The 26,483-nt window shown below is 71.0% G+C and carries 28 protein-coding genes; 17 read left to right on the forward strand and 11 right to left on the reverse strand.

What is annotated here, in order from left to right; genetic code table 11:
- Positions 1-6: 6 nt before the first annotated feature.
- Positions 7-675 (reverse strand): maleylacetoacetate isomerase, encoded by a 669-nt coding sequence (gene maiA / locus ABFC67_RS10875; RefSeq protein ID WP_346738053.1) that lies wholly within the window; start codon positions 673-675, stop codon positions 7-9.
- 367 nt (positions 676-1,042) lie between these two features.
- Between maiA and ABFC67_RS10880 the strand changes: the two genes are divergently transcribed.
- Together ABFC67_RS10880 and ABFC67_RS10885 are read left to right on the forward strand one after the other, a co-directional pair.
- Positions 1,043-2,221, forward strand: a complete 1,179-nt coding sequence (locus ABFC67_RS10880; RefSeq protein WP_346738054.1) for a phosphoglycerate kinase — start codon at positions 1,043-1,045, stop codon at positions 2,219-2,221.
- An 88-nt stretch (positions 2,222-2,309) separates the two neighbouring features.
- On the forward strand, positions 2,310-2,951 hold the full coding sequence (locus ABFC67_RS10885) for an HAD hydrolase-like protein (protein WP_346738055.1): 642 nt from the start codon (positions 2,310-2,312) through the stop codon (positions 2,949-2,951).
- Positions 2,952-3,016: 65 nt separating this feature from the next.
- Here ABFC67_RS10885 and tkt read toward each other — a convergent pair whose 3' ends face one another.
- Entirely contained in the window at positions 3,017-5,017 is a 2,001-nt protein-coding gene (gene tkt, locus ABFC67_RS10890) for a transketolase (RefSeq protein WP_346738056.1), read from the reverse strand.
- A gap of 234 nt (positions 5,018-5,251) precedes the next feature.
- Here tkt and ABFC67_RS10895 point away from each other — a divergent pair, with 234 nt between their 5' ends.
- Entirely contained in the window at positions 5,252-5,839 is a 588-nt protein-coding gene (locus tag ABFC67_RS10895) for a porin family protein (protein WP_346738057.1), read from the forward strand.
- Positions 5,840-6,250: 411 nt separating this feature from the next.
- Positions 6,251-6,835 carry a porin family protein gene (locus ABFC67_RS10900; protein ID WP_346738058.1) on the forward strand — a complete coding sequence of 195 codons (585 nt, stop codon included), beginning with the start codon at positions 6,251-6,253 and terminating at the stop codon, positions 6,833-6,835.
- 84 nt (positions 6,836-6,919) lie between these two features.
- Here the strand turns inward: ABFC67_RS10900 and ABFC67_RS10905 are convergent, their stop codons facing one another.
- The 9 genes from ABFC67_RS10905 to ABFC67_RS10945 form a co-directional block, all read right to left on the reverse strand.
- Complete coding sequence (locus tag ABFC67_RS10905) at positions 6,920-7,930, reverse strand: class I fructose-bisphosphate aldolase (protein WP_346738059.1); 1,011 nt, start codon at positions 7,928-7,930, stop codon at positions 6,920-6,922.
- A gap of 131 nt (positions 7,931-8,061) precedes the next feature.
- Positions 8,062-8,556, reverse strand: a complete 495-nt coding sequence (locus ABFC67_RS10910; protein ID WP_346738060.1) for an energy transducer TonB — start codon at positions 8,554-8,556, stop codon at positions 8,062-8,064.
- A gap of 218 nt (positions 8,557-8,774) precedes the next feature.
- Positions 8,775-10,238: a pyruvate kinase gene (pyk, locus tag ABFC67_RS10915; RefSeq protein WP_346738061.1), complete on the reverse strand. Its 1,464-nt coding sequence runs from the start codon at positions 10,236-10,238 to the stop codon at positions 8,775-8,777.
- A gap of 57 nt (positions 10,239-10,295) precedes the next feature.
- Positions 10,296-11,105, reverse strand: a complete 810-nt coding sequence (locus ABFC67_RS10920; protein ID WP_346738062.1) for a S1/P1 nuclease — start codon at positions 11,103-11,105, stop codon at positions 10,296-10,298.
- Positions 11,106-11,186: 81 nt separating this feature from the next.
- Positions 11,187-14,405: an efflux RND transporter permease subunit gene (locus ABFC67_RS10925; RefSeq protein ID WP_346738063.1), complete on the reverse strand. Its 3,219-nt coding sequence runs from the start codon at positions 14,403-14,405 to the stop codon at positions 11,187-11,189.
- A complete protein-coding gene (locus ABFC67_RS10930) occupies positions 14,402-15,493 on the reverse strand; it encodes an efflux RND transporter periplasmic adaptor subunit (protein ID WP_346738064.1) in 1,092 nt (363 codons plus the stop codon). The genes ABFC67_RS10925 and ABFC67_RS10930 overlap by 4 nt, the downstream gene beginning before the upstream one ends.
- Complete coding sequence (locus ABFC67_RS10935; protein WP_346738065.1) at positions 15,493-15,876, reverse strand: DUF302 domain-containing protein; 384 nt, start codon at positions 15,874-15,876, stop codon at positions 15,493-15,495. The genes ABFC67_RS10930 and ABFC67_RS10935 overlap by 1 nt, the downstream gene beginning before the upstream one ends.
- Before the next feature lie 34 nt (positions 15,877-15,910).
- A complete protein-coding gene (locus ABFC67_RS10940) occupies positions 15,911-16,117 on the reverse strand; it encodes a DUF2892 domain-containing protein (protein ID WP_346738066.1) in 207 nt (68 codons plus the stop codon).
- Between the two features lie 31 nt (positions 16,118-16,148).
- Positions 16,149-17,435 carry an FAD/NAD(P)-binding oxidoreductase gene (locus ABFC67_RS10945; protein ID WP_346738067.1) on the reverse strand — a complete coding sequence of 429 codons (1,287 nt, stop codon included), beginning with the start codon at positions 17,433-17,435 and terminating at the stop codon, positions 16,149-16,151.
- A 171-nt stretch (positions 17,436-17,606) separates the two neighbouring features.
- Here ABFC67_RS10945 and ABFC67_RS10950 point away from each other — a divergent pair, with 171 nt between their 5' ends.
- From ABFC67_RS10950 to soxX, 13 genes are all read left to right on the forward strand, one after another.
- Complete coding sequence (locus ABFC67_RS10950; RefSeq protein WP_346738068.1) at positions 17,607-17,975, forward strand: metalloregulator ArsR/SmtB family transcription factor; 369 nt, start codon at positions 17,607-17,609, stop codon at positions 17,973-17,975.
- Between the two features lie 91 nt (positions 17,976-18,066).
- On the forward strand, positions 18,067-18,648 hold the full coding sequence (locus tag ABFC67_RS10955; RefSeq protein ID WP_346738104.1) for a YeeE/YedE thiosulfate transporter family protein: 582 nt from the start codon (positions 18,067-18,069) through the stop codon (positions 18,646-18,648).
- Entirely contained in the window at positions 18,645-19,223 is a 579-nt protein-coding gene (locus ABFC67_RS10960; protein WP_346738069.1) for a YeeE/YedE thiosulfate transporter family protein, read from the forward strand. The genes ABFC67_RS10955 and ABFC67_RS10960 overlap by 4 nt, the downstream gene beginning before the upstream one ends.
- Positions 19,224-19,257: 34 nt before the next feature.
- Positions 19,258-19,635: a hypothetical protein gene (locus tag ABFC67_RS10965; protein WP_346738070.1), complete on the forward strand. Its 378-nt coding sequence runs from the start codon at positions 19,258-19,260 to the stop codon at positions 19,633-19,635.
- Positions 19,632-20,372, forward strand: a complete 741-nt coding sequence (locus ABFC67_RS10970; protein WP_346738071.1) for a hypothetical protein — start codon at positions 19,632-19,634, stop codon at positions 20,370-20,372. Before ABFC67_RS10965 ends, ABFC67_RS10970 begins: the two co-directional genes overlap by 4 nt.
- 25 nt (positions 20,373-20,397) lie before the next feature.
- A complete protein-coding gene (locus ABFC67_RS10975) occupies positions 20,398-21,366 on the forward strand; it encodes a rhodanese-like domain-containing protein (protein ID WP_346738072.1) in 969 nt (322 codons plus the stop codon).
- A gap of 95 nt (positions 21,367-21,461) precedes the next feature.
- Positions 21,462-22,787 carry a sulfite dehydrogenase gene (gene soxC / locus ABFC67_RS10980; RefSeq protein ID WP_346738073.1) on the forward strand — a complete coding sequence of 442 codons (1,326 nt, stop codon included), beginning with the start codon at positions 21,462-21,464 and terminating at the stop codon, positions 22,785-22,787.
- The gene (locus ABFC67_RS10985; protein WP_346738074.1) at positions 22,774-23,754 is read left to right on the forward strand and encodes a c-type cytochrome; all 981 of its coding nucleotides are present in this window, start codon (positions 22,774-22,776) and stop codon (positions 23,752-23,754) included. The genes soxC and ABFC67_RS10985 overlap by 14 nt, the downstream gene beginning before the upstream one ends.
- Before the next feature lie 77 nt (positions 23,755-23,831).
- On the forward strand, positions 23,832-24,317 hold the full coding sequence (gene soxY, locus ABFC67_RS10990; protein ID WP_346738075.1) for a thiosulfate oxidation carrier protein SoxY: 486 nt from the start codon (positions 23,832-23,834) through the stop codon (positions 24,315-24,317).
- Between the two features lie 22 nt (positions 24,318-24,339).
- Entirely contained in the window at positions 24,340-24,651 is a 312-nt protein-coding gene (soxZ, locus tag ABFC67_RS10995; RefSeq protein ID WP_346738076.1) for a thiosulfate oxidation carrier complex protein SoxZ, read from the forward strand.
- Positions 24,652-24,704: 53 nt separating this feature from the next.
- Positions 24,705-24,998, forward strand: a complete 294-nt coding sequence (locus ABFC67_RS11000; RefSeq protein WP_346738077.1) for a hypothetical protein — start codon at positions 24,705-24,707, stop codon at positions 24,996-24,998.
- Between the two features lie 28 nt (positions 24,999-25,026).
- Entirely contained in the window at positions 25,027-25,860 is an 834-nt protein-coding gene (gene soxA, locus ABFC67_RS11005) for a sulfur oxidation c-type cytochrome SoxA (protein ID WP_346738078.1), read from the forward strand.
- A gap of 10 nt (positions 25,861-25,870) precedes the next feature.
- On the forward strand, positions 25,871-26,482 hold the full coding sequence (gene soxX, locus ABFC67_RS11010; RefSeq protein ID WP_346738079.1) for a sulfur oxidation c-type cytochrome SoxX: 612 nt from the start codon (positions 25,871-25,873) through the stop codon (positions 26,480-26,482).
- Position 26,483 lies beyond the last annotated feature (1 nt).

A 26,483-nucleotide genomic window follows, 5' to 3' on the forward strand; every position in this document is an offset into this window, starting at 1 on the left:
GCGCCATCATCCGGGCTTCGGCGCGTCCGGCTGCGCTTCCGGGCGCGCGCGCCGGAACGCCTCCAGCTCCATGCAGGCGTCGTGGATGCGGCGGATCGTCGGATACGGTTCCAGCGACAGTCCCCAGCGCTGCGCGTTGTAGACCTGCGGCACCAGGCAGAGGTCGGCATAGCCGGGCGAATCGGCCTCGCAGAAGCGCCCGGTGCAGGGACTGTCGGCAAGCAGCTTCTCCAGCGCGCCGAAGCCGGCCGCCATCCAGTGCCGCACCCAGCGTTCGCGCTCGACCTGCGGGGCATTGAACTCGTGGTCGAGGTACTGCAGCACGCGCAGGTTGCCGAGCGGATGGATGTCGCAGGCGACGATCTGCGCCAGCGCGCGCACGCGCGCACGGTCGCGCGCCGCGATCGGCAGCAGCTTCGTCTCGCCCTCGTAGGCTTCCTCGAGGTACTCGACGATCGCCAGCGACTGGCGGATCACGCGCTCGCCGTCCTTGAGCACCGGCACCAGCTCCTGCGGGTTGAGCGCGCGGTAGCCGTCGTGATGCTGCTCGCCGCCCTCGCGCACCAGGTGCACGGCATGGATCGCGTAGGGCAGTCCCTTCAGGTTCAGGGCGATGCGCACGCGGTAGGCCGCGCTGGAGCGCCAGTAGCTGTAGAGCACCAGTCCGTGCTGCATGTGCGCCCTCTGCGCGCGTGCCGGGATCGCGCAGCGTACCCCGAGCCACGTCGGCTTTGAAGGGCCGATTTGCCTGCCTGCCGGCGCCGTCGGAAAATACGCGGCCCACCTGCTGCGGCGCCTGCCGCAGGCGTCCCCCTTACGGAACCGATCCCATGGCCGTCATCCGCATGACCGACCTCGACCCGCGCGGCAAGCGCGTGCTGATCCGGGAAGGCGAGCCGGGATCCGCCGCGAACTGCTACGGATAGCAGCCCGCGCCGGCGAGCGCCCGGCCATGGATGGCCGGGCCGTGGCACCGCACCAGGGACGGCTGCTCGTACGGGCTTACGCGCTTGCATTCGACACCCCATCCAAGGAAACGACCATGTCCGTGATTCGCATGACCGACCTCGACCTGCGCGGCAAGCGCGTGCTGATCCGGGAAGACCTCAATGTGCCGATCAAGGACGGCCGCATCACCTCGACGCAGCGCCTCGACGCCGCCCTGCCCACGCTGCGCACGGCGCGCGAGGCCGGCGCGCGCGTGCTGGTGATGTCGCACCTCGGCCGACCGAAGGAAGGCGTATTCGAGGCGTCCGAGTCGCTGGCACCGGTCGCCGACTGGCTGAGCCAGGCGCTGGGCAGCCCGGTGCGCCTGGTGCGCGACTACCTCGGCGGCGTCGAGGCGGCGCCCGGCGAAATCGTGCTGCTGGAGAACTGCCGCATGAACGTCGGCGAGGGCAAGGACGACGAGGCGCTGGCGAGGAAATACGCCGCGCTGTGCGACGTGTTCGTGATGGATGCGTTCGGCACCGCGCACCGCGCGCAGGCCTCGACCCACGGCGTGGCGAAGTTCGCGCCAGTCGCCTGCGCCGGCCCGCTGCTCTCGGCCGAACTGGATGCGCTGGCCAAGGCGCTGCACGCGCCGGCGCGGCCGCTGCTGGCGATCGTCGCCGGCTCCAAGGTGTCGACCAAGCTGACGCTGCTGGAGAACCTGGTCGGCCGCGTCGACCAGTTGATCGTCGGCGGCGGTATCGCCAACACCTTCATCGCCGCGGCCGGCTACGGCATCGGCAAGTCGCTGGCCGAGCCGGACCTGCTGGACGCCGCGCGCAAGGTGATCGCCGACGCCAAGGCGCGCGGCGCCGAAGTGCCGATCCCGAGCGACGTGGTGGTGGCGCCGGAGTTCTCGGCGAGCGCGCCGGCGACGGTCAAGCCGGTCGACCGGGTCGGCGCCGACGAGATGATCCTCGACATCGGCCCCGAAACCAGCGCGCGCTACGCCGCGCTGATCGCCCAGGCCGGCACCGTGGTCTGGAATGGCCCGGTCGGCGTGTTCGAGTTCGACCAGTTCGGCCGCGGCACGGAGACGCTGGCGAAGGCGATTGCCGCGTCGCGCGCGTTCTCGATCGCCGGCGGCGGCGACACCCTCGCCGCGGTGGACAAGTACGGCGTCGAGGGCGGCATCTCCTACATCTCCACCGGCGGCGGCGCCTTCCTCGAATTCCTCGAGGGCAAGACCCTGCCGGCGGTGGCGGTGCTGGAAGCGCGGGCGCAGGGCTGAACGGGCGCTGCGGGAAATCGCCTGCGCCGGTCGCCTGCGTGCAGGCGACCGCAATTGACCCCGCATACGGGAAAGACAAGACGACAGCATGCTCTGCCTGTTCGACCTCGACGGCACCCTGATCGACTCCGAGCGGGGCATCCTTGCCTGCATGCGCCACGCCTTCGCGCGCATGGACGCCGAGGCGCCGCCGACGGAGACGCTGCGCGGCTGGATCGGTCCGCCGCTGCGGCAGACGTTCCCGAGCGTGGTCGGCGACGACCCCGCGCGCGTCGAGCAGGCGGTGCGCCATTACCGCGAGCGCTTCGACGCGCTGGGCTGGGCCGAGCACGAGATCTATGCCGGCGTGCCGGAGCTGATCGACGCGCTCGCCGGCGCCGGTCGCCGCCTCGCCATCGTCACCACCAAGGTGCGCCCGCAGGCCGAGAAGATCGTCGCGCACCTGCCGTTCGGCGCCGCTTTCGCGCGCGTGTACGGCCCGGATGCGGACGGCCGGCACTGCACCAAGGCGACGATGATCGCGCAGGCGCTCGCCGATTTCGGCGTGCGCGCCGACGACGCGACGATGGTCGGCGACCGCCACTTCGACATCGAGGGCGCGCGCGCCAACGGCGTGCGCGGCATTGGCGCGCTGTGGGGCTTCGGCAACCGCGATGAGCTGGAAGCGGCCGGCGCGGACGCGCTCGCCGACGCGCCTGCGGCGCTGCGGGCATTGCTCGCCGGGGCGTAGGCGCGCCACGGCACGCGCTCGCGGCCCCGCGCAGCGTGCGCGCCGCGGCGGCCGCGGGCCGCGCGTCAGCGCAGGGCGGCCTTCACCGCGTCGGCGACGTGGGCGACGGTGAAGCCGAAGTGCTCGAACAGCACGTTGGCCGGCGCCGAGGCGCCGAACGTGGTCATGCCGATCACCGCGCCGTCGAGGCCGACGTACTTGCGCCAGTAGTCGGCGGTGCCGGCCTCGATCGCCACGCGCGCGCGGCACCACGACGGTAGCACGCCCTCGCGGTACTCCAGCGGCTGCGCGTCGAACGCTTCCGCGCACGGCATCGACACCACGCGCACGGCGATGCCCTGCTGCGCCAGCGCGCGCATCGACTCCATCGCCAGCTCAACCTCCGAGCCGGTGGCGATCAGGATCGCCTTGAACGCCGCCTCCGGCGGGTCGGACAGCACGTAGGCGCCGCGCGCGATGTCGGCGAGCTGCGCCGCGTCGCGCTGCTGGTGGGCCAGGTTCTGCCGCGAGAACACCAGGCAGGACGGGCCGTCGCGACGCTCGATCGCCGCCTTCCACGCCGCCGCGGACTCGACCGCATCGCATGGCCGCCAGACGCGGTTGTTGGGAATGTAGCGCAGGCTGGCCAGATGCTCGACCGGCTGGTGGGTCGGGCCGTCCTCGCCGAGCCCGATGGAATCGTGCGTGTAGACGTGGATCACGTGCGCCGGGATCAGCGCGGACATGCGCACCGCGTTGCGCGCGTAGTCGGAGAACACCAGGAACGTGGCGTCGTAGGGCAGGAAGCCGCCGTGCAGGGCGAGGCCGTTGCAGATCGCGGTCATGCCGAACTCGCGCACGCCGAAGTGCACGTAGTTGGCGCTGCCGTCGCTACTGTTGACGTCCTTGGAGCCCTTCCACACGGTCAGGTTCGAGCCGGCCAGGTCGGCCGAGCCGCCGATCAGCTCGGGCAGCAGCGGGCCGTAGGCGTCCAGCGCCATCTGCGAGGCCTTGCGCGAGGCGACCACCGGGCCGTCCGCCTGCAGCTTGCGGATGCAGGCATCGGCATGCACCTGCCAGCCGGCCGGCAGCTCGCCGGCCATGCGTCGCGCGAACTCGTCGGCGAGCGCGGGGTGCGCCTGCTCGTAGCGCGCGAACAGCGCGTTCCATGCCGCTTCGCGCTCGGCGCCACGCGCCTCGGCGTTCCAGGCGTCGTAGATCGCGTCGGGGATCGCGAACGGCGGATGCGTCCAGCCGAGCTGCCGGCGCGCGGCGGCGATCTCGTCCTTGCCGAGCGGGCTGCCGTGGCTGACTTCCTTGCCCTGCTTGCTGGGCGCGCCGAAGCCGATCACGGTCTTGCAGCAGATCAGCGTCGGCTTGTTCGGATCGAGCGCGGCCGACACCAGCGCCGCCTTGACCGCTTCCGGATTGTGGCCGTCGACGTCGCGGATCACTTCCCAGCCGTAGGCCTCGAAGCGCTTCGGCGTGTCGTCGGTGAACCAGCCGTGCACCTCGCCGTCGATGGAGATGCCGTTGTCGTCGTACAGCACGACCAGCTTGCCGAGCTTCAGCGTGCCGGCCAGCGAGGCGGCCTCGTGCGAGATGCCTTCCATCATGCAGCCGTCGCCGGCGAACACGTAGGTGTAGTGGTCGACGATCGGGAAGCCGTCGCGGTTGAAGCGCGCCGCCAGCACCTTCTCGGCCAACGCCATGCCGACGGCGTTGGCGAGGCCTTGGCCGAGCGGACCGGTGGTGGTTTCCACGCCCGGAGTTTCCGCGGCCTCGGGGTGACCGGCGGTCTTCGAATGCAGTTGGCGAAAGCGCTTCAGCTCCTCGATCGGCAGGTCGTAACCGGTCAGGTGCAGCAGCGCGTACTGCAGCATCGAGCCGTGGCCGTTGGACAGCACGAAGCGGTCGCGGTTGGGCCACTTCGGGTTGCCCGGGTTGTGGCTGAGGAAGTCGTTCCAGAGCACCTCGGCGATGTCGGCCATGCCCATCGGCATGCCCGGATGGCCGGACCTGGCCGCCTCCACGGCGTCCATCGCGAGGGCGCGGATGGCGTTGGCGAGTTCGCGGCGGGTCGGCATCGAGGATCTCCGGGGATCGTGGGGCTACAAAGCCGAAATTGTCGCCGATCGGGGGCTGGCTTGTCGCGCTCAGGTTCCTGAGCAAAAACTGAACGCACTGGTATTGTAATTGCATTCAGGACGCTCCAGCTACGGTCGAAGCGTGACCCGGCCGCGCAGGCGAACAAAGGCCGGGCACCTTCACCGCGACGTCCCCCGCGCCGCGGCTTCACTACGAATATGGAGATACTCCCCATGAAGAAGTCCCTGACTGTCCTCGCCCTCGTCGCCGGTATCGCAGCCGCGCCGGCCTTCGCCCAGGACGCCGGTGCCACCAACGGCTGGTTCGTCAACGGCAACGTCGGCCAGGCCTCGGTCGACAAGGGCCCGTACAACGACAGCGACACCGCCTACGGCATCAACGGCGGCTATCGCTGGGCCGTCGCCCCGCAGACCCTGCTCGGCGTCGAGGTCGGCTACAACGACCTCGGCAACATCAAGCTGAAGAACGCCTTCAACAGCGACCCGGTGGTCGCCAACGACAAGTCCAAGCTGCACGGCTGGACCGCGGGCGTGAACGGCCACTACAACTTCACGCCGAACTGGTACGCCAGCGCGCGCGCCGGCATCTATGGCTGGACCGGCCACGGCGTCAACGACAACGGCGCCGCGCCGGTGCGGGTCAGCGCCGACAACACCGACTGGTACGGCGGCGTGGGCTTCGGCTACGACTTCAGCAACAACTTCGGCATCGGCCTGAACTACGACTACTACAAGGCCGACAACAAGGGCCTCGACCTCAGCACCGACATGTGGTCGGTGGGCGCCGAGTACCGCTTCTGATGAACGGCGCGCGGGGCGCCGGCGGCATCGGTGCCCCGCACGCTGCGTTACCCCACGGTTTTCCAGCAGCATCGCGCCGCGCGCCCGCACCGCGCGTGCTGCACACGAGTCCGAAGGCCCGACCCGGGCCTTCAGGCCGGTCCGCGCAAGCGGGCCGCGTGTGGCCAGAGCACCGACGCCTCGGGACAGGCGCCGCCCCCTTCCCCGCTCGCACCGCACTCTCCAACTTAACGGGCGCCGTACGGCGCCCGTTTTTTTTCTCGTTCCTTGATCCAACACACGATGGATCGGCACACGCGCCCCTAGAGTCGCCGCGCCGTGCCCGCGGGGGATCGAGCGCGACAGGAAGCGCTGACCGAGCATGGGCCGGCGGCGCAGAAACATCGCCAAGCCATACAGGACACCTGAAAAATGAAGAAGAGCATGCTTGCGCTCGCCCTGGTCGCGTGCGCCTTCGCTGTCCCGACCCTCAGCCAGGCCGCCGACTACAGCAGCGGCGTCTTCGTCAACGGCCAGGTCGGCCAGTCCAAGCTGAAAGGCGTCAACGCCTCCGACGACACCGACACCGGCTTCGCCATCAACGGCGGCTACCGCTGGGCGGTATCGCCGTCCGTGCTGCTCGGCGTCGAAGCCGGCTACGTCGACCTTGGCAAGTTCACCGACAAGGTTCCCGGCGCCAGCGCCGAGTTCAAGCTGAGCGGCTGGAACGTCGGCGTCAACGGCAAGTTCGCCATCGCCGAGCAGTGGTATTTCTCCGCGCGCGCCGGCTTCTTCAATGGCCACCGCAAGCTGAGCGGCACCGTCGACACCGGCGCCGGCATCATCTCGGTCAGCGAAAGCAACAACAAGAACAAGTACTACGGCGGCGTGGGCTTCGGTTACGACTTCAGCAACAACGTCAGCGTCGGGCTGAATTACGACCGCTACTGGGCGAACGACTCCGACATCGACGCCAAGGGCGACCTGCTGTCGGTCAGCGCCGAGTACCGCTTCTGATCGGACACCGCATCGCCCAGGCGATGCCGCAAACGAAAACGGGCGCCGCGAGGCGCCCGTTTTTTCGTCCGCCGACGGAACCGCTCAGGCGGCCCTGGACCACTGGCCGAGCGCGGCGAGGCCGTTTTCCTTCGCGCGCTGCGCGACGGTGTTCTGCGCGGCGGCGAAGTTGCCGGCCATGTCCTTGGCCCACAGCTTCAGCGCGGCCTGCTGCATGGCGCGGCCGTAGGAGAACGACAGCGGCCACGGGTGCGGGCCCATCTGGTTCATCGCGTTGAGGTGCGCGGTGGCCATCTCGTCGCTCTGGCCGCCGGACAGGAACACGATGCCCGGCAGCGCGGCCGGCACGGTCGTCTTCAGGCAGCGGATGGTCGCCTCGGCGACTTCCTCGATGTCCGCCTGCTCCGCGCAGTCCTTGCCGGACAGCACCATGCTGGCCTTGAGGATGGTGCCCTCGAGCATCACGCCCTGCTCGTACAGCGAGGCGAACAGGCTGCGCAGCGTGGCCTCGGTGACGTCGTAGCAGAGGTCGATGTCGTGGTCGCCGTCCATCAGCACCTCCGGCTCGACCATCGGCACCAGGCCCGCTTCCTGGCACAGCGCCGCGTAGCGCGCCAGCGCGTGGCAGTTGGCGTCGATGCAGGTGGAGCTGGGCATGTCCTCGCCGATGGCGATCACCGCGCGCCACTTGGCGAACCTGGCACCGAGGCGCGCGTACTCGTTGAGGCGCTCGCGCAGGCCGTCGAGGCCTTCCGTCACCACCTCGCCGGGAAAGCCGGCCAGCGGGTGCGGGCCCTTGTCCACCTTGATGCCCGGCAGGATGCCGTTGTCCAGCATGATCTTGGTGAACGGCACGCCGGCCTTGGTCGACTGGCGGATGGTCTCGTCGTACAGGATCGCGCCGGAGATGTGCTCGTTCAGGCCCGGCGTGGTCAGCAGCATCTCGCGGTAGGCGCGGCGATGCTCCTCGCTGTTCTCCACGCCGACGGCATCGAAGCGCTTCTTGATGGTGTTGTTCGACTCGTCGATCGCGATGATGCCCTTGCCCGGGGCGACCATCGCCTGGGCGATGCTCTCAAGCTGTTCGATGCTCATGACCACTCCGAAAAGACCGATGGCCGGACGTGACCCGGCCGTTGCGCCGCCTCCGCCGGAGTGCGGCTCCCAGGGGGAACGCGGATTATAGGCCAGCCCATGGCGCCATGCCCGGCCGGCAAGGCGCCCGCTCAGCCGGCGGGCGCGCCGAAGCCGGGCAGGCGGCAAGCCGCGCCGATGCGGTCGCGTTCGGCCTGCACCTGCGCCTGCGCCGCCGAGGAAGCGCCGGCCGGCGCCCGCGGCAGGTTGAACGGCACCACCAGGTAGGTGCGCACCGGCTCGCGCGCCAGGTTGGCCGGCGCGAACGCATAGCGCATGTTGCCCACCATGCTGAGCGCCACCTTGCCGAGATCGCCCTGCGGCACCACGCGCTCGAGCTTGAGGTCGTAGGTGGCGCCGTCGGAACCGATGGTGTAGCTGACCGCCGCGCAGCTCGGCTTGTCGAGATTCTTGCCCGAGATCGGCGCGTCGGCGGTCAGCTCGGCACGGTTGGACAGGATCCAGTAGTGCTCCAGCCGCTCCGGCGCGACGCGGCGGGTGGCGGCCTGGGCGGCCGCGCCGACGAGGATCAGCCCGATGCCGGCCAGCACCGCTGCGGTACGAGGCGTGCGCTCACAGCCCTTCATGTCCACTCTCCGCCACGCGATGGCCCAAACGGACGGTCAATCTATCAGCCCGGCGCGGGATTGACGATCCGCCGCGGCGCTGCCGGATCGCACTCTGTGCCGCACGCGGCGCACGCGATCTGCGTCAGATCAAGACTGCCGCCCGACGGTCAAGCAGCCAGGCGGACGCCGCGCGCGCGCACCTCCGCGTGCTCCGTCTCCCGATGTCCCGGCCGCCGTCACAGGTCGCGCAGGCTCTCGGCGATGCCGTCCGGCCCAACGCGCAGCAGCTTCAGGGTGTTGGTGCCGCCGAGGCGGCCGGTGCGGTCGCCGTGGGTGAGGATCACGCGGTCGCCCTCGCCGAGCGCGCCGAGCGCGAACAGGTGCTGCACGGCGCTGCGGGCGACGTGGGCCGGCTCGACGTCGCCGGCATCGAAGCGCACCGGCACCACGTCGCGCAGCAGCAGCATGCGCCTGCGCGCGGCATCGTTGCCCGCCAGCGCGTAGATCGGCACCGCGGAGCGGTAGCGCGACAGCCACTGCGCGGTGGCGCCGGATTCGGTCAGCGCGACGATCGCGCGCGCGCCGACGCGCCCGGCCAGGAACATCGCCGCCATCGCGATCGCCTGGTCGGTGCGATCGAGCTGGTGCGCGACCTGCGACAGGTCCTCGGTCGGCTCGAACTGGCGCTCGGCGCCGAGGCAGACGCGGCGCATCGCCGCCACCGCCTTGTCCGGATGCTTGCCGGCCGCGGTTTCCTGCGAAAGCATCACCGCGTCGGTGCCGTCGATCACCGCGTTGGCGACGTCCAGCACTTCGGCGCGGGTCGGGATCGGCGCCTCGACCATCGACTGCAGCATCTGCGTGGCGGTGATCACCGCGCGGTTGCGCGCCAGCGATTCGCGGATGATCTTCTTCTGCAGGCCGGGCAGCTCGGCGTCGCCGATCTCCACGCCGAGATCGCCGCGCGCGACCATCACCGCGTCCGCCGCGTCGATGATCTCGCCGAGCACGTCGATCGCCTCGGCGCGCTCGATCTTGGCGACCAGCGCGCCGTGGCCGCCGGCCGCGCGCAGCAGCGCGCGCGCTTCGGCGAGGTCGGCGGCGCTGCGCACGAACGACACCGCGAGGAAGTCCGCGTCCAGCTCGGCGGCGAGGCGGATGTCGGCGCGATCCTTGTCGGACAGCGCGGCGACGCTGAGGCCGCCGCCCTGCCGGTTCAGCCCCTTGCGGTCGGACAGGCGGCCGCCGAAACGCACCCGGCAGCGCACCTCCGGCGCGGCCACCTCGACCACGTCCAGCGCGATCAGGCCGTCGTCCAGCAGCAGCACGTCGCCGACGCGCACGTCGCCGGGCAGGCCGAGGTAGCTGACGCCGACGCGGCTGGCGTCGCCGGGCGGCGCGTCGGCGCGGCAGTCCAGCGTGAACGGCTGGCCGGCGGCCAGCTCGACCGGCCCGGCGGCGAAATGTTCGATGCGGATCTTCGGCCCCTGCAGGTCGGCCAGCACGCCGACCTCGCGGTCGATCGCGGCGGCGGCCGCGCGCACCGCCGCGGCGCGGCGCAGGTGGTCGTCGGCGTTGCCGTGCGAGAGGTTCAGGCGAACCACGTCGACGCCCTCTTCGAGCAGCCGGGCCAGCATGCCCGGCGCATCGGTGGCGGGTCCGAGGGTGGCGAGGATCTTGGTGCGGCGGATCGTGCTCATGCCGTCAAGCTAGCACAGCCCGACGGCGGCGCCGCGACCGCCGCTCCGCAATCGTTTTCAGCGCGCCAGCGCCCGGTTCAGCAGCGCGGCGAGGCGCGCGCCCGCTTCGCGCAGGCGGCGTTCGGCCAGCGGGCGTTCCGCGGCGACATAGGCCGCGTCGATGGCATGACCGCGCGGATAGACGCCGTCGTCGCGGACGATGCGGCAGGATTCCTGCGCCCACTGCGCCGGCGGATCGTCCAGCGGCGGCGAGGGCGGCGGTAGCGACACCGGGCCGTCGTCGTCCAGTGCCGCCGCGTACGCCCGCCAGCGCAGGCCGCGCGAATCCAGCAGCAGCGAGTCCCACACCGCGTGCAGGTTCGTGCCCTGCTCGCCATGGCGCACCTGGTAATCGTTGCCGCCCTTGTCGTCGCGGTAGCCGGCGTGCAGCGGCTGGTGCACGTCGGCGACGAAGTGCACGACGAACTTCAGCGCCTCGCGGCGCTCGGCGTCGGGGCGCGAACGGTCGGCGAGGATCGCGGCGTAGCGGTCGATCGCCGCGACCACGCACTGGCCGTCGCGGCAGTCGCGCGGCGGCACGTAGACGCAGTCGGCGCCGCGGAAATTGACGTAGTGCAGCCGGCGCGTGCGCTCCGCCAACGCGCGCTGCGCGGGATCGTCGCGCAGCTCGTCGGCCCAGGTGGCGACGTCGGCCAGCGTGCGCGCGTGCTCGGGCGCGAGCAGGCGCTCGACCTCGGCGCGCGCGGCCGGGGACAACTGCTGCCCGGCCAGCTCGGCAACCACGCGATGGCCCAGCGGCCCCCACGCCCGGGCGGGCGCGGCGGCGAAGGCGGCGAACAGGCATGCGATCCACAACGATCGGTGCATGGGGGGAAAGGCGGCGGGTCGTGGCGCAAAGCGTGCGAGTGTGCCACAGCCCGCGCCGGGACGGCGCAGGCGTCGCGCCCGCTAATCCGGCCCCTCGCGGTGCGCCAGCCAGGCGTAGTACAGCAGCGGGATCACCAGCAGGGTCAGCAGGGTCGAGACCAGGATGCCGAAGATCAGCGACACCGCCAGGCCCTGGAAGATCGGGTCGTCGATGATGAAGAAGCCGCCGATCATCGCCGCCAGCGCGGTCAGCGCGATCGGCTTGGCGCGCACCGCCGCGGCCTCGATCACCGCCTCGCGCAGCGGTCGCCCGGCGGCGCGCGCGTGGTTGATGAAGTCGATCAGCAGGATCGAGTTGCGCACGATGATGCCGGCCAGCGCGATCATGCCGATCATCGAGGTGGCGGTGAACTGCGCGCCCACCAGCGCATGCCCGGGCATCACGCCGATCACGGTCAACGGGATCGGCGCCATGATGATCAGCGGCACCACGTAGCTGCGGAACTGGCCGACCACCAGCAGGTAGATCAGCAGCAGGCCGACCGAATAGGCCAGGCCCATGTCGCGGAACGTCTCGTAGGTGATCTGCCATTCGCCGTCCCACTTCACCGCGTAGCGCGTGGCGTCGTCCGGCTGGGCGATGAAGCGCTGCTGCAACCGCTGCCCGGCCACGGCGTCGTGGCGCAGCTTGCCGACCATCGCGAACATGCCGTACAGCGGGCTGTCGGTGCGGCCGGCGTCGTCGCCGGTCACGTAGGCGTAGGGCAGCAGGTCCTTGTGGTAGATCGCCTTCTCCCAGTTCGCCGGGCGCACCGCGACCACTTCCGACAGCGGCACCAGCGCGCCGTCCTGCGCGCGCACGCGCAGCGCCAACAATTGCGCCAGCGCCGCCTGGTCGCCCGCCGGCAGGCGCAGGCGCACCGGCACCGCGTACTTGGAGCGGCCGTCCATCAGGTAGGTGGCGTCGACGCCGGACAGCGCCGCGCGCAGCGCCTGCGCGATGGCCGCCTGGTCGAGGCCGAGCCGCGCCGCGCGCTCGCGATCGACCACCATCACCTCGCGCGGCGCGTCCGCCTCGACGCTGGTGTCGACGTCGACCAGGTCGGGGTCGGCGCGGAAATCCTTCTCGAGGCCGAGCGCGATCGCGCGCACCTTGGCGTAGTCGGGGCCGTAGATCTCGGCCACGATCGGCGCCAGCACCGGCGGGCCCGGCGGCACCTCCACCACCTTGACCGAGGCGCCGTAGCGCGTGCCGATCGCGGCCAGCGCCGGGCGCACCGCCAGCGCGATCGCATGGCTCTGGCGCTTGCGCCTGGCCTTGTCGACCAGCGTCACCTGCAGGTCGCCGACGATCGGGCCGCTGCGCAAGTAGTACTGGCGCACCAGGCCGTTGAAGGTCATCGGCGAAGCGGTGCCGGCATAGCCCTGGTAGTTCTCCACCTCGGGCACGCGGTCCAGCGCGTGCGCCAGTTCGGTCAGCAGGCGGTCGGTAGTCTCCAGCGTGCTGCCCTCGGGCATGTCGACGACCACCTGGAATTCCGACTTGTTGTCGAACGGCAGCATCTTCAGGATCACCGCCTTCACCACCACCAGGCCGGCGGCGGCGATCACCAGCGCGCCCATCGCGACGAACAGCCGGCGGCGGCGGCGCGGCGCGCGCTCGCCTTCGAGGAACGGCAGCATCGCGCGGCGGAACAGGCGCAGCAGGCGGCCGCCGCGCGTCGCTTCGCGCGCTTCCTCCGCCGGCGGCACGTGGTGGTGGCCGAGCAGCTTCAGCGCCAGCCACGGCGTCACGACCAGCGCCACCGCCAGCGACAGCAGCATGCCGGCGGAGGCGTTGATCGGGATCGGCCGCATGTACGGGCCCATCAGGCCGGAGACGAACGCCATCGGCAGCAGCGCGGCGATCACGGTGAAGGTGGCGAGGATGGTCGGCCCACCGACTTCGCTGACCGCCTCGGGAATCGCCTGGCGCAGGCTGTGCCCGCCCAGCGCCATGTGCCGGTGGATGTTCTCGACCACCACGATGGCGTCGTCGACCAGGATGCCGATCGAGAAGATCAGCGCGAACAGCGACACCCGGTTGATGGTGAAGCCCATCGCCCAGGAGGCGAACAGGGTCAGCATCAGGGTGATGATCACCGCCGAGCCGACCACGACCGCCTCGCGCCAGCCCAGCGTCATCAACACCAGCAGCACCACCGAGAAGGTGGCGAAGATCAGCTTGTGGATCAGCTTGTCAGCCTTGTCGGTGGCGGTCCGGCCGTAGTCGCGGGTCACCGCCACATGCACGCCGGCCGGGATCGACACGCCCTGCAGCGCTTCGACGCGGCGCGCGATCGCGGTGGTGATGTCGGCGGCGTTGGTGCCGGACTTCTTGGCGATGGCGACCGTCACCGCCGGCGCGATGCCGGTCGCCGGCCCGCCCTTGCCGGGCGGTGTGCCGAACCAGACGTAGCGGCTGGGCAGGTCGGCGCCCTGGCGGATCGTCGCCACGTCGGAGAGGAACACCGGCTGGCCGTGCTTGAGGCCGATCACCAGATCGGCGACCTCGTCGGCGTCGGCGAGGAAGGTGCCGGCGGTGACCGGCACGTCGCGGTCGCCGGCGACGCGCTCGCCCGCCTGGCTGACCGCATTGGCGGCGCCGAGCGCGCGCGACAAGTCGCCGATGGCGAGGCCGTAGGCGGCCATCTTCGCCGCGTCGAGCTGCACCACCACCGCGCGCTCGGGCGCGCCGATGGTGTACACGTCGCGCGTGCCGGGAACGCGCTTGAGCTCGGTCTCCAGCGTGTGCGCCACCTCGGCCAGCTCGGTGGCGCCGCGCTGCGCGTCGTCGGTCCACAGCGTCAGCGCCATCACCGGCACGTCGTCGATGCTCATCGGCCGGATCAGCGGCGGGCCGACGCCGAGGCCGGGCGGCACGAAGTCCTGGTTCTGGAACACCTGGTTGTACAGGCGCACGATCGCGGTCTGGCGCGGCACGCCGACCTGGAACTCGACGGTGATCACCGCCATGCCCGGCCGGCTGACCGAGTAGACGTGCTTGACGCCCTGGATCTCGGCGAGCTTCTGCTCCAGCGGGAACGCGACCAGGTTCTCGACGTCGTGCACGTCCGCGCCGGGGAACGGCACGAACACGTTGGCCATGGTCACGTCGATCTGCGGCTCTTCCTCGCGCGGCGTGATCAGCGCCGCGGCGAGGCCGAGCAGCAGCGCCGCCAGCGCCAGGATCGGCGTCAGCGGGTTGTCCTGGAAGGCGCGCGCGATGCGCCCGGAAAAACCGAGCCGCGGCTCGCTCATCGCGCCGGCTCCGCCGCGTGCTGCTTGGCGAGAAACAGCGCGGCCGCACCGGGATCGGCGGCGACCTTCTCGCCGGCGGCGAGGCCCGCCAGCACTTCGACCTTGTCGCCGTAGCGGTGGCCGAGGCGCACCTGGCGCAGGCTGACGGCGTTGTCCGCGCCGATCACGTACACGCCGCTGACCTCGCTGCGCTGCACCAGCGCGCTCGCCGGCAGCAGCAGGCGCCTGGCCTCGCCGACCGCGAACGCGGCCTTGACGGTCATGCCCGGGTACAGCCCGGTCTTCTGCGGCGGCAGGTCGAGGCGCACGCTGAAGGTGTGCGTGTCCGGGTCGGCGTACGGGAACACCGTCACCTTGGCCGCGGCGACGCGATGCACGCCACCGTCGAGCAGCACGTCGGCGGCGTTGAAGCGGCGGATCGCGTCGACCGCGCTCTGCGGCACCTGCACGTTGACGCGCAGTTCCTCCAGCGACACGCCGGAGATCAGCGGCTGGCCCGGCTGCACCGCCTCGCCGACCTGCACATGGCGCTTGGTAACGATGCCGGAATACGGCGCGCGCACCACGGTGTAGTCGAGCTGCTGGCCGACTTCGCGCAGCGCGGCCTGCGCCGACTGCAGCGCCGCGCGCGCGGCGTCGCGGCGCGCCAGCGCCTGGTCGAGCTGCGCCTTGGCGACCAACTTGCGCGCGTAGATCTCGGCGGTGCGCTGGTACGAGGCCTGCGCCTCGTCGTAGGTCGCCTGCGCCGCCGCCAGCGCGGCCTGCGCGCGCCGCTGCGCGGACTGCTGCTCGACGTCGGTGAAGCGCACGACCACCGCGCCGGCCGGCACGTAGTCGTTGACGTCGAACGGCAGCTCGACCACGCGGCCGGCCGTCTGCGCCGACATGGTCGCCTGGTGCACCGCCTCGACCACGCCGTCCCAGGCCTGCTCGCGGCGCGCCTGCTGCGGCTGCACGGTCAGCATCGCCAGCGGCGGCGGCGCCTGCGGCGACGGCGCCTGCTGCGCCCCGCCGCAGGCGGCGAGCAGCGCGGAAGCGGCCAGCGGCAGCAGGCGGCGCAGCGCGGCGCAGCGGGCGGCGTGGCGCATCAGCGGGCCTCGTCGATCATGTGCCGGGTCGCGTCCTCGACCTCGCGCGCGACGGCGGCCAGCGCCGGATCGTCGGACAGCATCGCCAGCATGCGCTGCGGCTCGATCATGCCGATGCGCGTGGCGCCGCCCTCGGTGTACACCGAGATGCGGCACGGCAGCGCCATGTTCAGGCGCAGGTCGGTGGCCAGCACGCTCGCCGCATGGCGCGGGCTGCATACCTCGAACACCTTGCACTCGCCGGCGAACGCCTGGCCCTTGCCGCGCAGCGTGGCGCCGATGTCGTGCACGTGCAGCACGCCGAACTGGTGGCGCCTGACGGCGGCGTCGAGGTCGTCCACCGCCTGCGCGAAGGTCTTGTCCGATTTCACGATGTAGTACACGTCCGCTCTCCGTTGGCTGCGATGCGCATGGTCGTCACGACGGGAACGCGCAGCCGGGCTTCAGGCCGAGCTTGCGCAGGATGCGCGCCAGCGGACAGAAACCGGTGAACGAGGACTGCAGCAGGTTGGCGCCGACGAACAGCGCCAGCAGCAGCCACCACGGCGAGAAGAAGTACGCAAGCGCCACGCTGAGGATCACCACGCTGCCGGCGAAGCGCATCACCATGCGGTCGATATTCATGCCTTTCTCCTGGGTCGGTCGCGAACCGGCGTCATCGCTTGCCGCCGGCGGGTTTCAGCCGCTCGATGCCGAGCGCCTTGAAGATGTATTTCTCGTAGATCGGTTCGGTGTTGCCCGAGCGCAGCTTGCCGAGGTAGTACTTCTCGAACGCCACCTTGGCCACGTGCACCCACTTGCCGATCCTGGTCCAGGTGACGTTGCGCGGCGGGATCTGCGGCAGCGCGACGAACGCGGCGCCGGTATCGCCCATGTCGGCCAGGCACACCGCGTTCCAGGTCGCCTCCGCCGTGGCCGGGCGGCCGGCCAGCTCGTCGCGCAGGTTGGTGGCGATCGCCGTCACCATCGACTCGATCATGAAGCCGGTCTTGGGCGCGCCGGTCGGCACCGGCGTCGGCTCCACCGGCGGGATCGCCACGCACACGCCGGCGGAGAAGATGTTGGGGTACTTCGGATTGCGCTGGTGCTGGTCGATCTGCACGAAGCCGCGCGGGTTGACCAGGCCCTCCACGGCGCGCACCGCGTCGACGCCGGTGAACGCCGGGATCACCATCGAGTAGGCGAACGGCAGCGCGTGCTCCTGCGCCACCTTGCCCTGCGCATCCAGTTCCTCCACGCGCATCTCGGCGAGGCGCACCTCCTTGATGCGCGCGTTGGCGATCCAGCGGATGTGGCGCTGGCGCATCTCCGCCTCCATCAGCCCCCTGGAGTCGCCCACGCCGCCGAGGCCCATGTGGCCGATGTACGGCTCGCTGGTGACGAAGGTCATCGGCACCTTGTCGCGCAACTTGCGCTTGCGCAGGTCGGCATCGAGGATCATCGCGAACTCGTAGGCCGGGCCGAAGCAGCTCGCGCCCTGCGCCGCGCCGACCACGATCGGGCCGGGCTGCTGCAGGAACGCCTGGTAGGCGGCCCAGGCGGCGCTCGCGTGCGGCGTGGTGCACACCGACTGCGTGTGGCCGTCCGGTCCGAGCCCGGGCACCTCGTCGAAGGCGAGGCGCGGGCCGGTGGTGATCACCAGGTAGTCGTACGGCACGCTGCGCCCGCCCTTGGTCAGCAGCCGGTTTTCGGCGGGACGGATCTCGGCCGCCGGGTCGTCGATGAACTCGATGCCGCGCTTGCGCAGGTGCACGGCGGCCTCGAGCTGGATCTCGTCGGGCTGGCGCCAACCCACCGCCACCCACGGGTTGGACGGCGTGAACGAGAAGCGCGGGCCGTCGCCGACCACCGTGACCGCGTGGGCGGCACCCAGCAGCGCCTTGATTTCGTAGGCGGCGCTCATCCCGCCCAAACCCGCACCGAGCACAACGATCTTGGCCATGACCGACTCTCCTCCGCATGCGCGCTCAGGCTAGGCAGCTCGCCGGCCGCGGACTTGATCCTGATCCAGCCCCGCGGATATCTTTAATAACTAATTTAGCATTAGCTTATTTAGTCGGTGCTACGATGTCAACGCTCGCCGGCCACGCACCGGCGTTTCGGTAACGCCGCCATGACCACCACCTTCCCGTTCGATCTCGAAGCCATGCAGGGCAGCGCCGACGAGGCCTCGCGCCTGCTCAAGCCGTTGGCCAACGCCCAACGCCTGCGCGTCCTCTGCCTGCTGGTGGGCCAGGAACTGTCGGTCGGCCAGATCAACGAGCGCCTCGAGGGCCTGAGCCAGTCCGCGCTCTCCCAGCATCTGGCGAAGCTGCGCAGGGAAGGTCTGGTGCAGACCCGGCGCGAATCGCAGACGATCTGGTACCGGCTCGCCGAAGGTCCGGTCGAGCGCCTGATCGCGACGCTGCACGACATCTATTGCGGCAGCGGCGCCGACGAGGCGCCGACGCGCGCCGCGCCGCGCCCGCGGCGCCGCTGCTGACCCGTCGCTTCCGTCGCGGCCAAGCCGCCGAAAGCCAGGCAGCGCGCCACTTATCGCGGCGCAACATGACACTGCGGCAAATTGTCGCTATATACCCCTAGGGGTATTTCGGGCCACCCGACTTTCCCCGCGCGCCGTCAACAGCCCTGGAGCGTTCGACATGCGACAGCGACCGATCTGGAATGCCTACCTGGCGGGTGCGGCACTCGGCCTCGTCCTGCTTCTGACTTTCGTCCTCACCGGCCACGGCCTGGGGGCTTCGGGCGCGCCCACCGCGGTCGCCGCCGCCGCGTCCGATGTCCTCGCGCCGACCGCGACCCAGGGCAACGGCTACCTCGGCCCGATGGTGGCCGAGGGCAACAACCCGCTGAACAGCTGGATCGTCTGGGAAGTGCTGGGCATGGGCATCGGCGCGTTGCTCGCCGCCTGGTGGTCGGGGCGCCTGCGCTTGCGCGTGGAAGGCGCGCCGCGCTTCGGCACGGGCGGCAGGCTTGCCCTGGCGCTGTTCGGCGGGATCGCCTCGGGTTTCGGCGCGCGCGTCTCGGCCGGCTGCACCAGCGGCCTTGGCCTGTCGGGCGCGGCCACCCTGGCGACGGCGGGGTTCGTGTTCCTGATCGGCTTCTTCGGCTTCGGCCTGCTGACCGGCCTGCTCACGCGGAGGATGTGGCAATGATCCTGTCGTTCGGATGGAACGGCCCGCTCTCGGGCCTGGTCTGCGGGGTCCTGTTCGGCTACGTGCTGCAGCGCGGCGGTCTCGGCAACGGCTGCCGGCTGTCGGCGCAGTTGCGCCTGCAGGACTGGACGGTGTTCAACGTGATGTTCACCGCGATCCTGGTGGCGGCCAGCGGCCTGTACGTGCTCGAACTGGCCGGCCTCGTGCGGCAGACCGATCTGTTCGTGCCGACGACCTACCTCTGGGCCACCCTGCTGGGCGGCGCGCTGATCGGCACCGGCATGAGCGTGGGCGGTTACTGCCCGGGCACGTCGATCGTGGGCGCGGCGGCGGGGCGACTCGACGGCATCGTGTTCTTCGTCGGCCTGATCATCGGCGTGTTCCTGTTCGCGGGCATCTACGACCGCATCGCGCCCATGCTGACGGCCGCGGCGGGTCCGGAAGCGCAGACCCTGGGCCAACTGCTCGGCCTGCCGGTATGGGCGGTGCTGGCGCTGCTGATCGGATGCGCCGTCGCCGTGAGCTGGTTCACCCGCCGCACCGGCACTTCCCCATCGATCACCTGCGCCGACTGACCCCGGCCCCCATCCCGTCGCGAGGCGGCCACCGATGAAAGCGAAGAAGCATACCCACCCGGCATCGCTCGCGGGCGCCTTGTCCGCCGTGACCCTGGCGCTCGGCGCGCTGGCGCCGCTGCCCGCGGCGCTGGCCCCGTTCGCGGGCATCCAGAACGCGCGGGCGCAGACCAACCCGTGCGTGCCGCAGAAAACGCGCAGCGCCAACCCGTGCGCACCGCAGAAAACGCGCAGCGCCAATCCGTGCGCACCGCAGAAAACGCGCAGCGCCAATCCCTGCGCGCCGAGCAAGGCCGCCAACCCATGCGCGCCGAAGGCGGGCACGAAGGCGAGCAAGCCGAAGTGCGACCAGGCCGCGCCGAAGAACCCGTGCGCGCCGAAGCCCAAGTGCACGCAGGACGACGGCAAGTGACGATGCCCGCGCCGCGCGCCGACGCCGACAGCCCGTACCTGCACTTCCCGCGGGTCCGCATCGCCAGGCGCCTGCGCATGCTCGACCGCACGCGCCGCGCGCGCGCCTACGCGGCGGCCGGCACGCTGGTCGACAGCCTGAAGGCGTTCGTCGGCGCCGGCCACGCGCCGCTGGCGGCGCTGGTCGACGACGGCGCCGCGCCGGAGGCGTGGCGGCATTACCGGTCCGCCGGCGCCGCCGGTCGACTCGAGGGCAAGCCGGGCGGACTGCACTACTACTATCACGCGCACGCGGCAGCCGGCACGCCGCGCGGAGAGCACGGGCACTTCCACCTGTTCGCGCGGCTCGATCCCGCCGCGGATGGCGCGCCGCGCTATGCGCACCTGGTCGCGATCGGCGTCGACGCTCGGGGGCTGCCGCTGCGCCTGTTCACCACCCAGCGCTGGGTCACCGACGAAACCTGGCTGCCCGCCGCGCGCGTGATCGCGCTGGCGGAACGCATCGCCGCTGCGCCGGCCGCACGAACCGATCCGGTCGAGGGCTGGCTGCGCGCGCAGCTCGGCGTGTTCGCGCCGCAGATCGCCGCGCTGCTGCGCCACCGCGACCGGCGCATCGCCGCGCGCCGGCGCGGCGGCCGTCGGCCCGGGCTGTCCGAGGACCGGCGCATGTATGTACTCAGCCAGTGCCGGGTGTCGGTCGAGGACCAGCTCGCCGCGCTCGACCGCGTTTTCCACTAGGCATCCACAGAGCCGGGGTCTCGCCATGTCCATGCGCATCACATCGGTCATCACACTCGCGTTCGCGCTGTTCGCGCCCGCGATCGTCCACGCGGTCGAACTGCCCGGTCCGCTGGTGAGCCCGCAGTGGCTCGCGCAGCACCGCGCGGAGGTCAACGTCGTCGACGTGCGCGACGACCTGGCCTCCTTCACCAAGGCGCCCGCGTTCGTCACCGAGAACGGCAAGCCGTCGCTGTCCGAACTTGGCGGACACATCCCCGGCGCGCTGCCGCTCGACTTCGCCAAGGTGCGCACGGCGCGCCAGATCGACGGCCGCGAGATCAAATGGATGCTGCCCGACCGCGACGCCTTCCAGGCGCTGATGCGCGCGACCGGCGTCCGCGCCGACCGCCCCACCGTGATCGTCGCCAACGGCGAGTCCGGCGGCGACCTCGACATGGCCGCGCGCGTGTACTGGTCGATGAAGGTGTACGGCGACGACCACCTGGCGATCCTCGACGGCGGCACCGCCGGCTGGCTGCAGCAGGGCCTGCCGTTCAGCGCCGCCGCGGCCACGCCCGGCGCCGGCAACTGGGCCGCGACCGCGGCGCGCATGCAATACGTGGCCAGCAGCGAGGACGTCGCCAAGGCGATCGGCACCGGCGTGCAGATGGTCGACGCGCGGCCGCTGGCGTTCTACGTCGGCCTGGCCAAGAAGCCGAACGTGGCGCAGGCCGGCCACATCGAGGGCGCGGTCGACTTCCCGCCGGAGCTGCGCACGGTCAAGGCCGACGGCGGCGAGCGCTTCCTCGACGCGGCCCGTTACGCGGCGGTGCTCAAACACGTGGACGTCGACCCGGGCAAGCCGAGCATCACCTACTGCAACACCGGCCACCTCGCGTCGGGCGCCTGGTTCGTGCTCAGCGAAGTGATGAAGAACCCGAGTGTGCGGCTGTACGACGGCTCGATGTACGAATGGACCACCGAGCAGCGCCCGGTGGTCGGACTGCCCTGAGGCGACCGCGCGCGGTGGCACGCGGCTGCGGCGATGAGCTCCACGGCGACGCGCGCCCCGGTCGGGCCGCGTCGGCGCAAGACGCGGAGAAACGCATGGATCGACAGGATCCGAAGCGGGGCCGACTGCTACCGGCGCCGGAAAACTTCCTCGGCGCCCCCGGGCAGGCGCGCCGGCGCGCGCTCGGCAACCTGATCGCCGGCGGCGCGGCGCTGCTCGGCGCGCGCGCGCTGCACGCCGCAGGCGCGCCGGCGGATCCCGCGCACCTGCCGCCCAACGTGCCGCCGTGGTCGCAAGTGCTCGGCCAGCCGGTCGGCGCAAACCCGTACGGCGTGCCTGCCTCCTACGAGAAGAACATCATCCGCCGGCTCAGCCCCGGCCTCACCACGACCAAGCATTCCTCGGTGGCATTCACGCCGCTGCAGAACCTGTTCGGCATCATCACCCCCAACGGCCTGCACTTCGAGCGCAACCACAACGGCCGGCCGGACATCAATCCCTACGAGCACCGGTTGATGCTGCACGGCCTGGTGCGCCAGCCGAAGATCTACACGATGGAGGACCTGCTGCGGTTCCCGTCGGTGTCGCGCATCCACTTCGTCGAATGCGGCGCCAACACGGCGATGGAATGGGGCAACCCGGCCGTGCCGACCGTGCAGTACACCCACGGCATGCTGAGCTGCTCGGAGTGGACCGGCGTGCCGCTGTCCACCCTGCTCGACGACGCCGGCTTCGACCGCGCCAAGGCGAAGTACATCCTCGCCGAGGGCGCCGACGCGGCCAGCCTGACGCGCACCATCCCGATCGAGTTCGCGCTCGACGACGTGCTCGTCGCCTACGGCCAGAACGGCGAGATGCTGCGCCCGGAGCAGGGCTACCCAGTGCGCCTGCTGGTGCCTGGCGTGCAGGGCATCTCCAACGTGAAGTGGCTGCGCCGCCTCGAGGTCGGCGACATGCCGTGGAACACCCGCGAGGAATCGCTGCAGTACAGCGACCTGATGCCCGACGGCAGCAGCCGCCAGTACACCTGGATCCAGGAGGCGAAATCCGTGATCACCTCGCCGTCCGGCGGCCAGCACCTGCTGGACAAGGGCGGCTACTACGAGATCACCGGCCTGGCCTGGTCCGGGCGCGGCCGCATCAAGCGCGTCGACGTGTCCACCGACGGCGGCAGGAACTGGCGCACGGCGACGCTGCAGGAACCGGTGCTGAGCAAGGCGCTGACCCGCTTCCGCATCGACTGGACGTGGAACGGCGACCCCGCGCTGCTGCAGAGCCGCTGCATCGACGAGACCGGCTACGTGCAGCCGAAGATGCGCCAGTTGCGCGAGGTGCGCGGCACGCACTCGATCTACCACAACAACGCCATCCAGACCTGGGCCGTCGACGCCGAGGGGAAGGTGCACAATGTCCAGGTATGACCGGTTCGCGGGCGCGGCGGCAGCGCTGGCGCTGATCGGCATCGCCCTGGCCGCGCACGCCCGGGACTACGGGCTGGGCCATCCGGCCAGCGCGCAGCAGATCGCCGGATGGGACATCGACGTGCGCCCGGACGGCACGGGCCTGCCGGACGGACAGGGCTCGGTCGCCGACGGCGAGCAGGTCTACGAGGCCAACTGCGCGGCCTGCCACGGCACCTTCGGCGACAGCAACGAGTACATCGCGCTCGCCGGCGGCGTCGGCTCGCTGGCCAGCGGCGCGCCGGTACGCACGGTCGGCAGCAAGCTCAACTACGCCACCACGCTGTTCGACTACATCAACCGCGCGATGCCTTTCCCGCACTCGAAGTCGCTGAGCGCGGACGAGGTGTACGCGGTCGCCGCCTACGTGCTCAACCTCAACGACATCGTGCCCGCCGACTTCGTGGCGAACCGGCAGACGCTGCCTGCGGTGAAGATGCCGAACCGCGACGGCTTCAAGCCGTTCCCCGGCATGATGAGCGTGCGTGGCAAACCCGACGTGCGCAACACCGCCTGCATGAAGGATTGCGAGAAGGCGGTCGCGATCACCGGCCAGCTTCCGGCCGGATTCGTCGAGGGCATGTACGGCGACATCCGCGACAACTTCCGCGGCCTGGCCACGATGAACGAGGCGCCGCCGCCGGCCGGCGCGGCGCCGGCCGGCGCACCCTCCGGACATGCCCTGACGCAGCAGTACGGCTGCGTCGCCTGCCACGGCACGGACAAAGCCATCGTCGGCCCGGCGTTCCGCGACGTCGCGCGCAAGTACCAGGGCGACGCCACGGCCACCGCGCACCTCACCCGCAAGATCCGCGAGGGCGGTTCCGGCGTCTGGGGCAGCGTGCCGATGCCGCCGCAGACCGGGCCGTCCGACGTCGAGCTGACCGCCATCATCCAGTGGGTGCTGGCCGGTGCGAAGACGCCGTGAGCGGACCACGCGATCGCGCCGCCATGCGCAGGGCCCCTGAACAGCAACCGCAACACCAAGTCGAGGAGACACCATCCATGAACCTGTCCAGACGGGCGTTCCTGCAGGCCACCGCCAGCGGCACCGCCCTGCTACTCGTCGCCGCCACGGGCCTCGCCCCGCGCCGCGCCGCAGCAGCGGTCAACCCGCTCGCGCCGAGCGACCACCGCCCGCAATTCGAGGCGACCAACCTCGACGACGTCGTCAAGCAGTTGGGCGGCGGCAAGGCGCAGCCGTCCGCCGACATCGACCTGAAGGCACCCGAGATCGCCGAGAACGGCGCCGTGGTGCCGGTGGAGATCCAGAGCAAGCTGCCGGGCACGCGCCTGATCGCCATCGTCTCGGAGAAGAACCCGCACGCGCTGTCCGCCGCCTTCCACATCCCCGACGGCACCGAGCCGTACGTGTCGACGCGCGTCAAGATCGCGGAGACGTCGAACCTGTACGCGCTGGTGCAGACCGACCAGGGTTTCTTCTACGCCAACCGCCTGGTCAAGGTGACCCTGGGCGGTTGCGGCGGTTGAGCGGTATTCCGAGGAGAGAGCAATGGCAGATCCGATGCGAATCCGCGCCACCCTGACCGGCGACACCGTCGAGGTGAAGGTCCTGATGGCGCACCCGATGGAAACCGGCCTGCGCAAGGATGCCGACGGCAAGCTGGTGCCCGCGCGCTACATCGAGACGGTGAAGGTCAACTGCAACGGCAAGGACGTCCTGACCGCCGACTGGGGCCCTGCGGTGTCCAAGAACCCGTTCCTGGCGTTCCGCTTCAAGGGCGCGGCCAAGGGCGACAAGGTCACGGTCACGTGGACCGACTCCGAGGGCGAGAGCCGCACCGACGAGGCGGCGATCGGCTGAGCGCGCCCGGGCGCGGCCAGGGCGAACGATGCGCCTGCGAGAAGACGGAGACGATGCGAACCCCGCTTTCGATCCTGCTGCCGGGCACCGCCGCGGCGTTCGCGGCGGCGACGCCCGCGCGCGCCGCCGCTGCGCAGGCCGGCGCCGCCGCGTGCACGCGGGTCGTGCCGGGGGCGATCGGCGCGGGCGCGGATTTCCTGCTCGGGGGCAGCCGGACGCCGGGCGGCTACCCGTTTGCGCCGGTGGTCGGGGAGCCGCTGCCGGACGGCGTGCAGGCCGTGCCATCCGGCACGACCGGGATCGCGCGCCTGCAGGCGCGCGAAGGCCACGCACACATCAAGCCATGAGCGCCGGGGGCGATCGGGAGAACGAAACATGAAGGCGAGTGCCAAGAAGTTCGGATTCTGGCTGGCGGCTGCGGTAACCGCCGCCTGCAGTTTCACGGCGACGCTGGTCTGGGCGCAGTCCGCCGCGAACCAGGATCCGGTGGCCGAATACCGCGCGATGTTCGGCGACGACAATCCGGCCGAACTGTGGCTGACGCGCGGCAAGGATCTGTGGACCGCGCCGCGCGGCCCGAAGCACGTCGCGCTGGCGAACACCTGCGACCTCGGCATGGGCGTCGGCGTGATCGCCGGCGCCTACGCGCACCTGCCCCGCTACTTCGTCGACAGCGGCCGCGTGCAGGATCTGGAATCGCGCCTGCTCACCTGCATGGTCGTGCAGCAGGGCTTCAAGCAGGCCGACCTGGTGGCAAACCGCTTCGGCGACGGCGACCGCAAGTCGGACCTCGAGGCGCTGGCGGCCTACCTCGTCGACGCCTCGCGCGGCGTGCCGATCAGCCTGCCGCTGGACCACCCGCAGGAAAAGCGGGCCTACGCACTGGGCGAGGCGATCTTCTATTACCGCGCCGGCACCCACGATTTCTCCTGCGCGACGTGCCACAGCCAGCCCGACAAGCGCATCCGCCTGCAGCGGCTGCCCGACCTCGCCACGCCGGAGGGCGCGCGCGAGGCCTACACCACCTGGCCCGCCTATCGCGTCTCGCAGGGCGAGGTGCGCACCATGGAGTGGCGCCTGGGCGACTGCTTCCGCCAGCAGCGCCTGCCGGAAATGACGTACGGCTCCGACGCCGCGATCGCCCTGACCATGTTCCTCGCCAAGAACGCCGAAGGCGGCGAGCTGGCAGCCCCCGGTCTCAAGCGTTGAGGACCCGACCATGCGCATCCTGATCCGCCTCATGCCCCTGCTGGCCGCCGTGCCGCTGCTGTCCGCCGCCGCCGGCCCCGACCGCAACGCGCAGGCGCGCGCCGCGATGCAGTCCTCGTTCAAGGCCCACGGCCAGGCCGGCATGGAGCGCCTGGACCAGGACGCGACCCAGGCGCTGTGCTCGCGCTACGCACCCGGCATGCCGCCCGGCGAGGACGCCGCGCGCGCGATGGCGGCCAACCGCGCGAGCATCAGGTATCCGGCCGACGGCAACTTCCTCGGCGACTGGAAGCGCGGCGAGGCGATCGCCCAGGAAGGCACCGGCAAGCAGTATTCGGACGACCCGGGCAAGCCCTCCGGCGGCAACTGCTACGCCTGCCACCGGCTGTCCGGGGACGAGGTCGCCTACGGCACGATCGGCCCGTCGCTGTACCAGTTCGGCAAGAACCGCGGGCGCTCCGAGGAGATGCTGAAACTCACCTGGAGCATGATCTACGACATGAAGGCGTTCACGCTGTGCTCGGCGATGCCGCGCTTCGGCAGCCGGGGCATCCTCGACGAACAGCAGATCAAGGACGTCATGGCGCTGCTGTTCGACCCCGATTCGCCGGTCAACCGGTAGG

It is taken from the genome of Mizugakiibacter sp., assembly GCF_039680435.1.
Classification (GTDB): domain Bacteria; phylum Pseudomonadota; class Gammaproteobacteria; order Xanthomonadales; family Rhodanobacteraceae; genus Mizugakiibacter.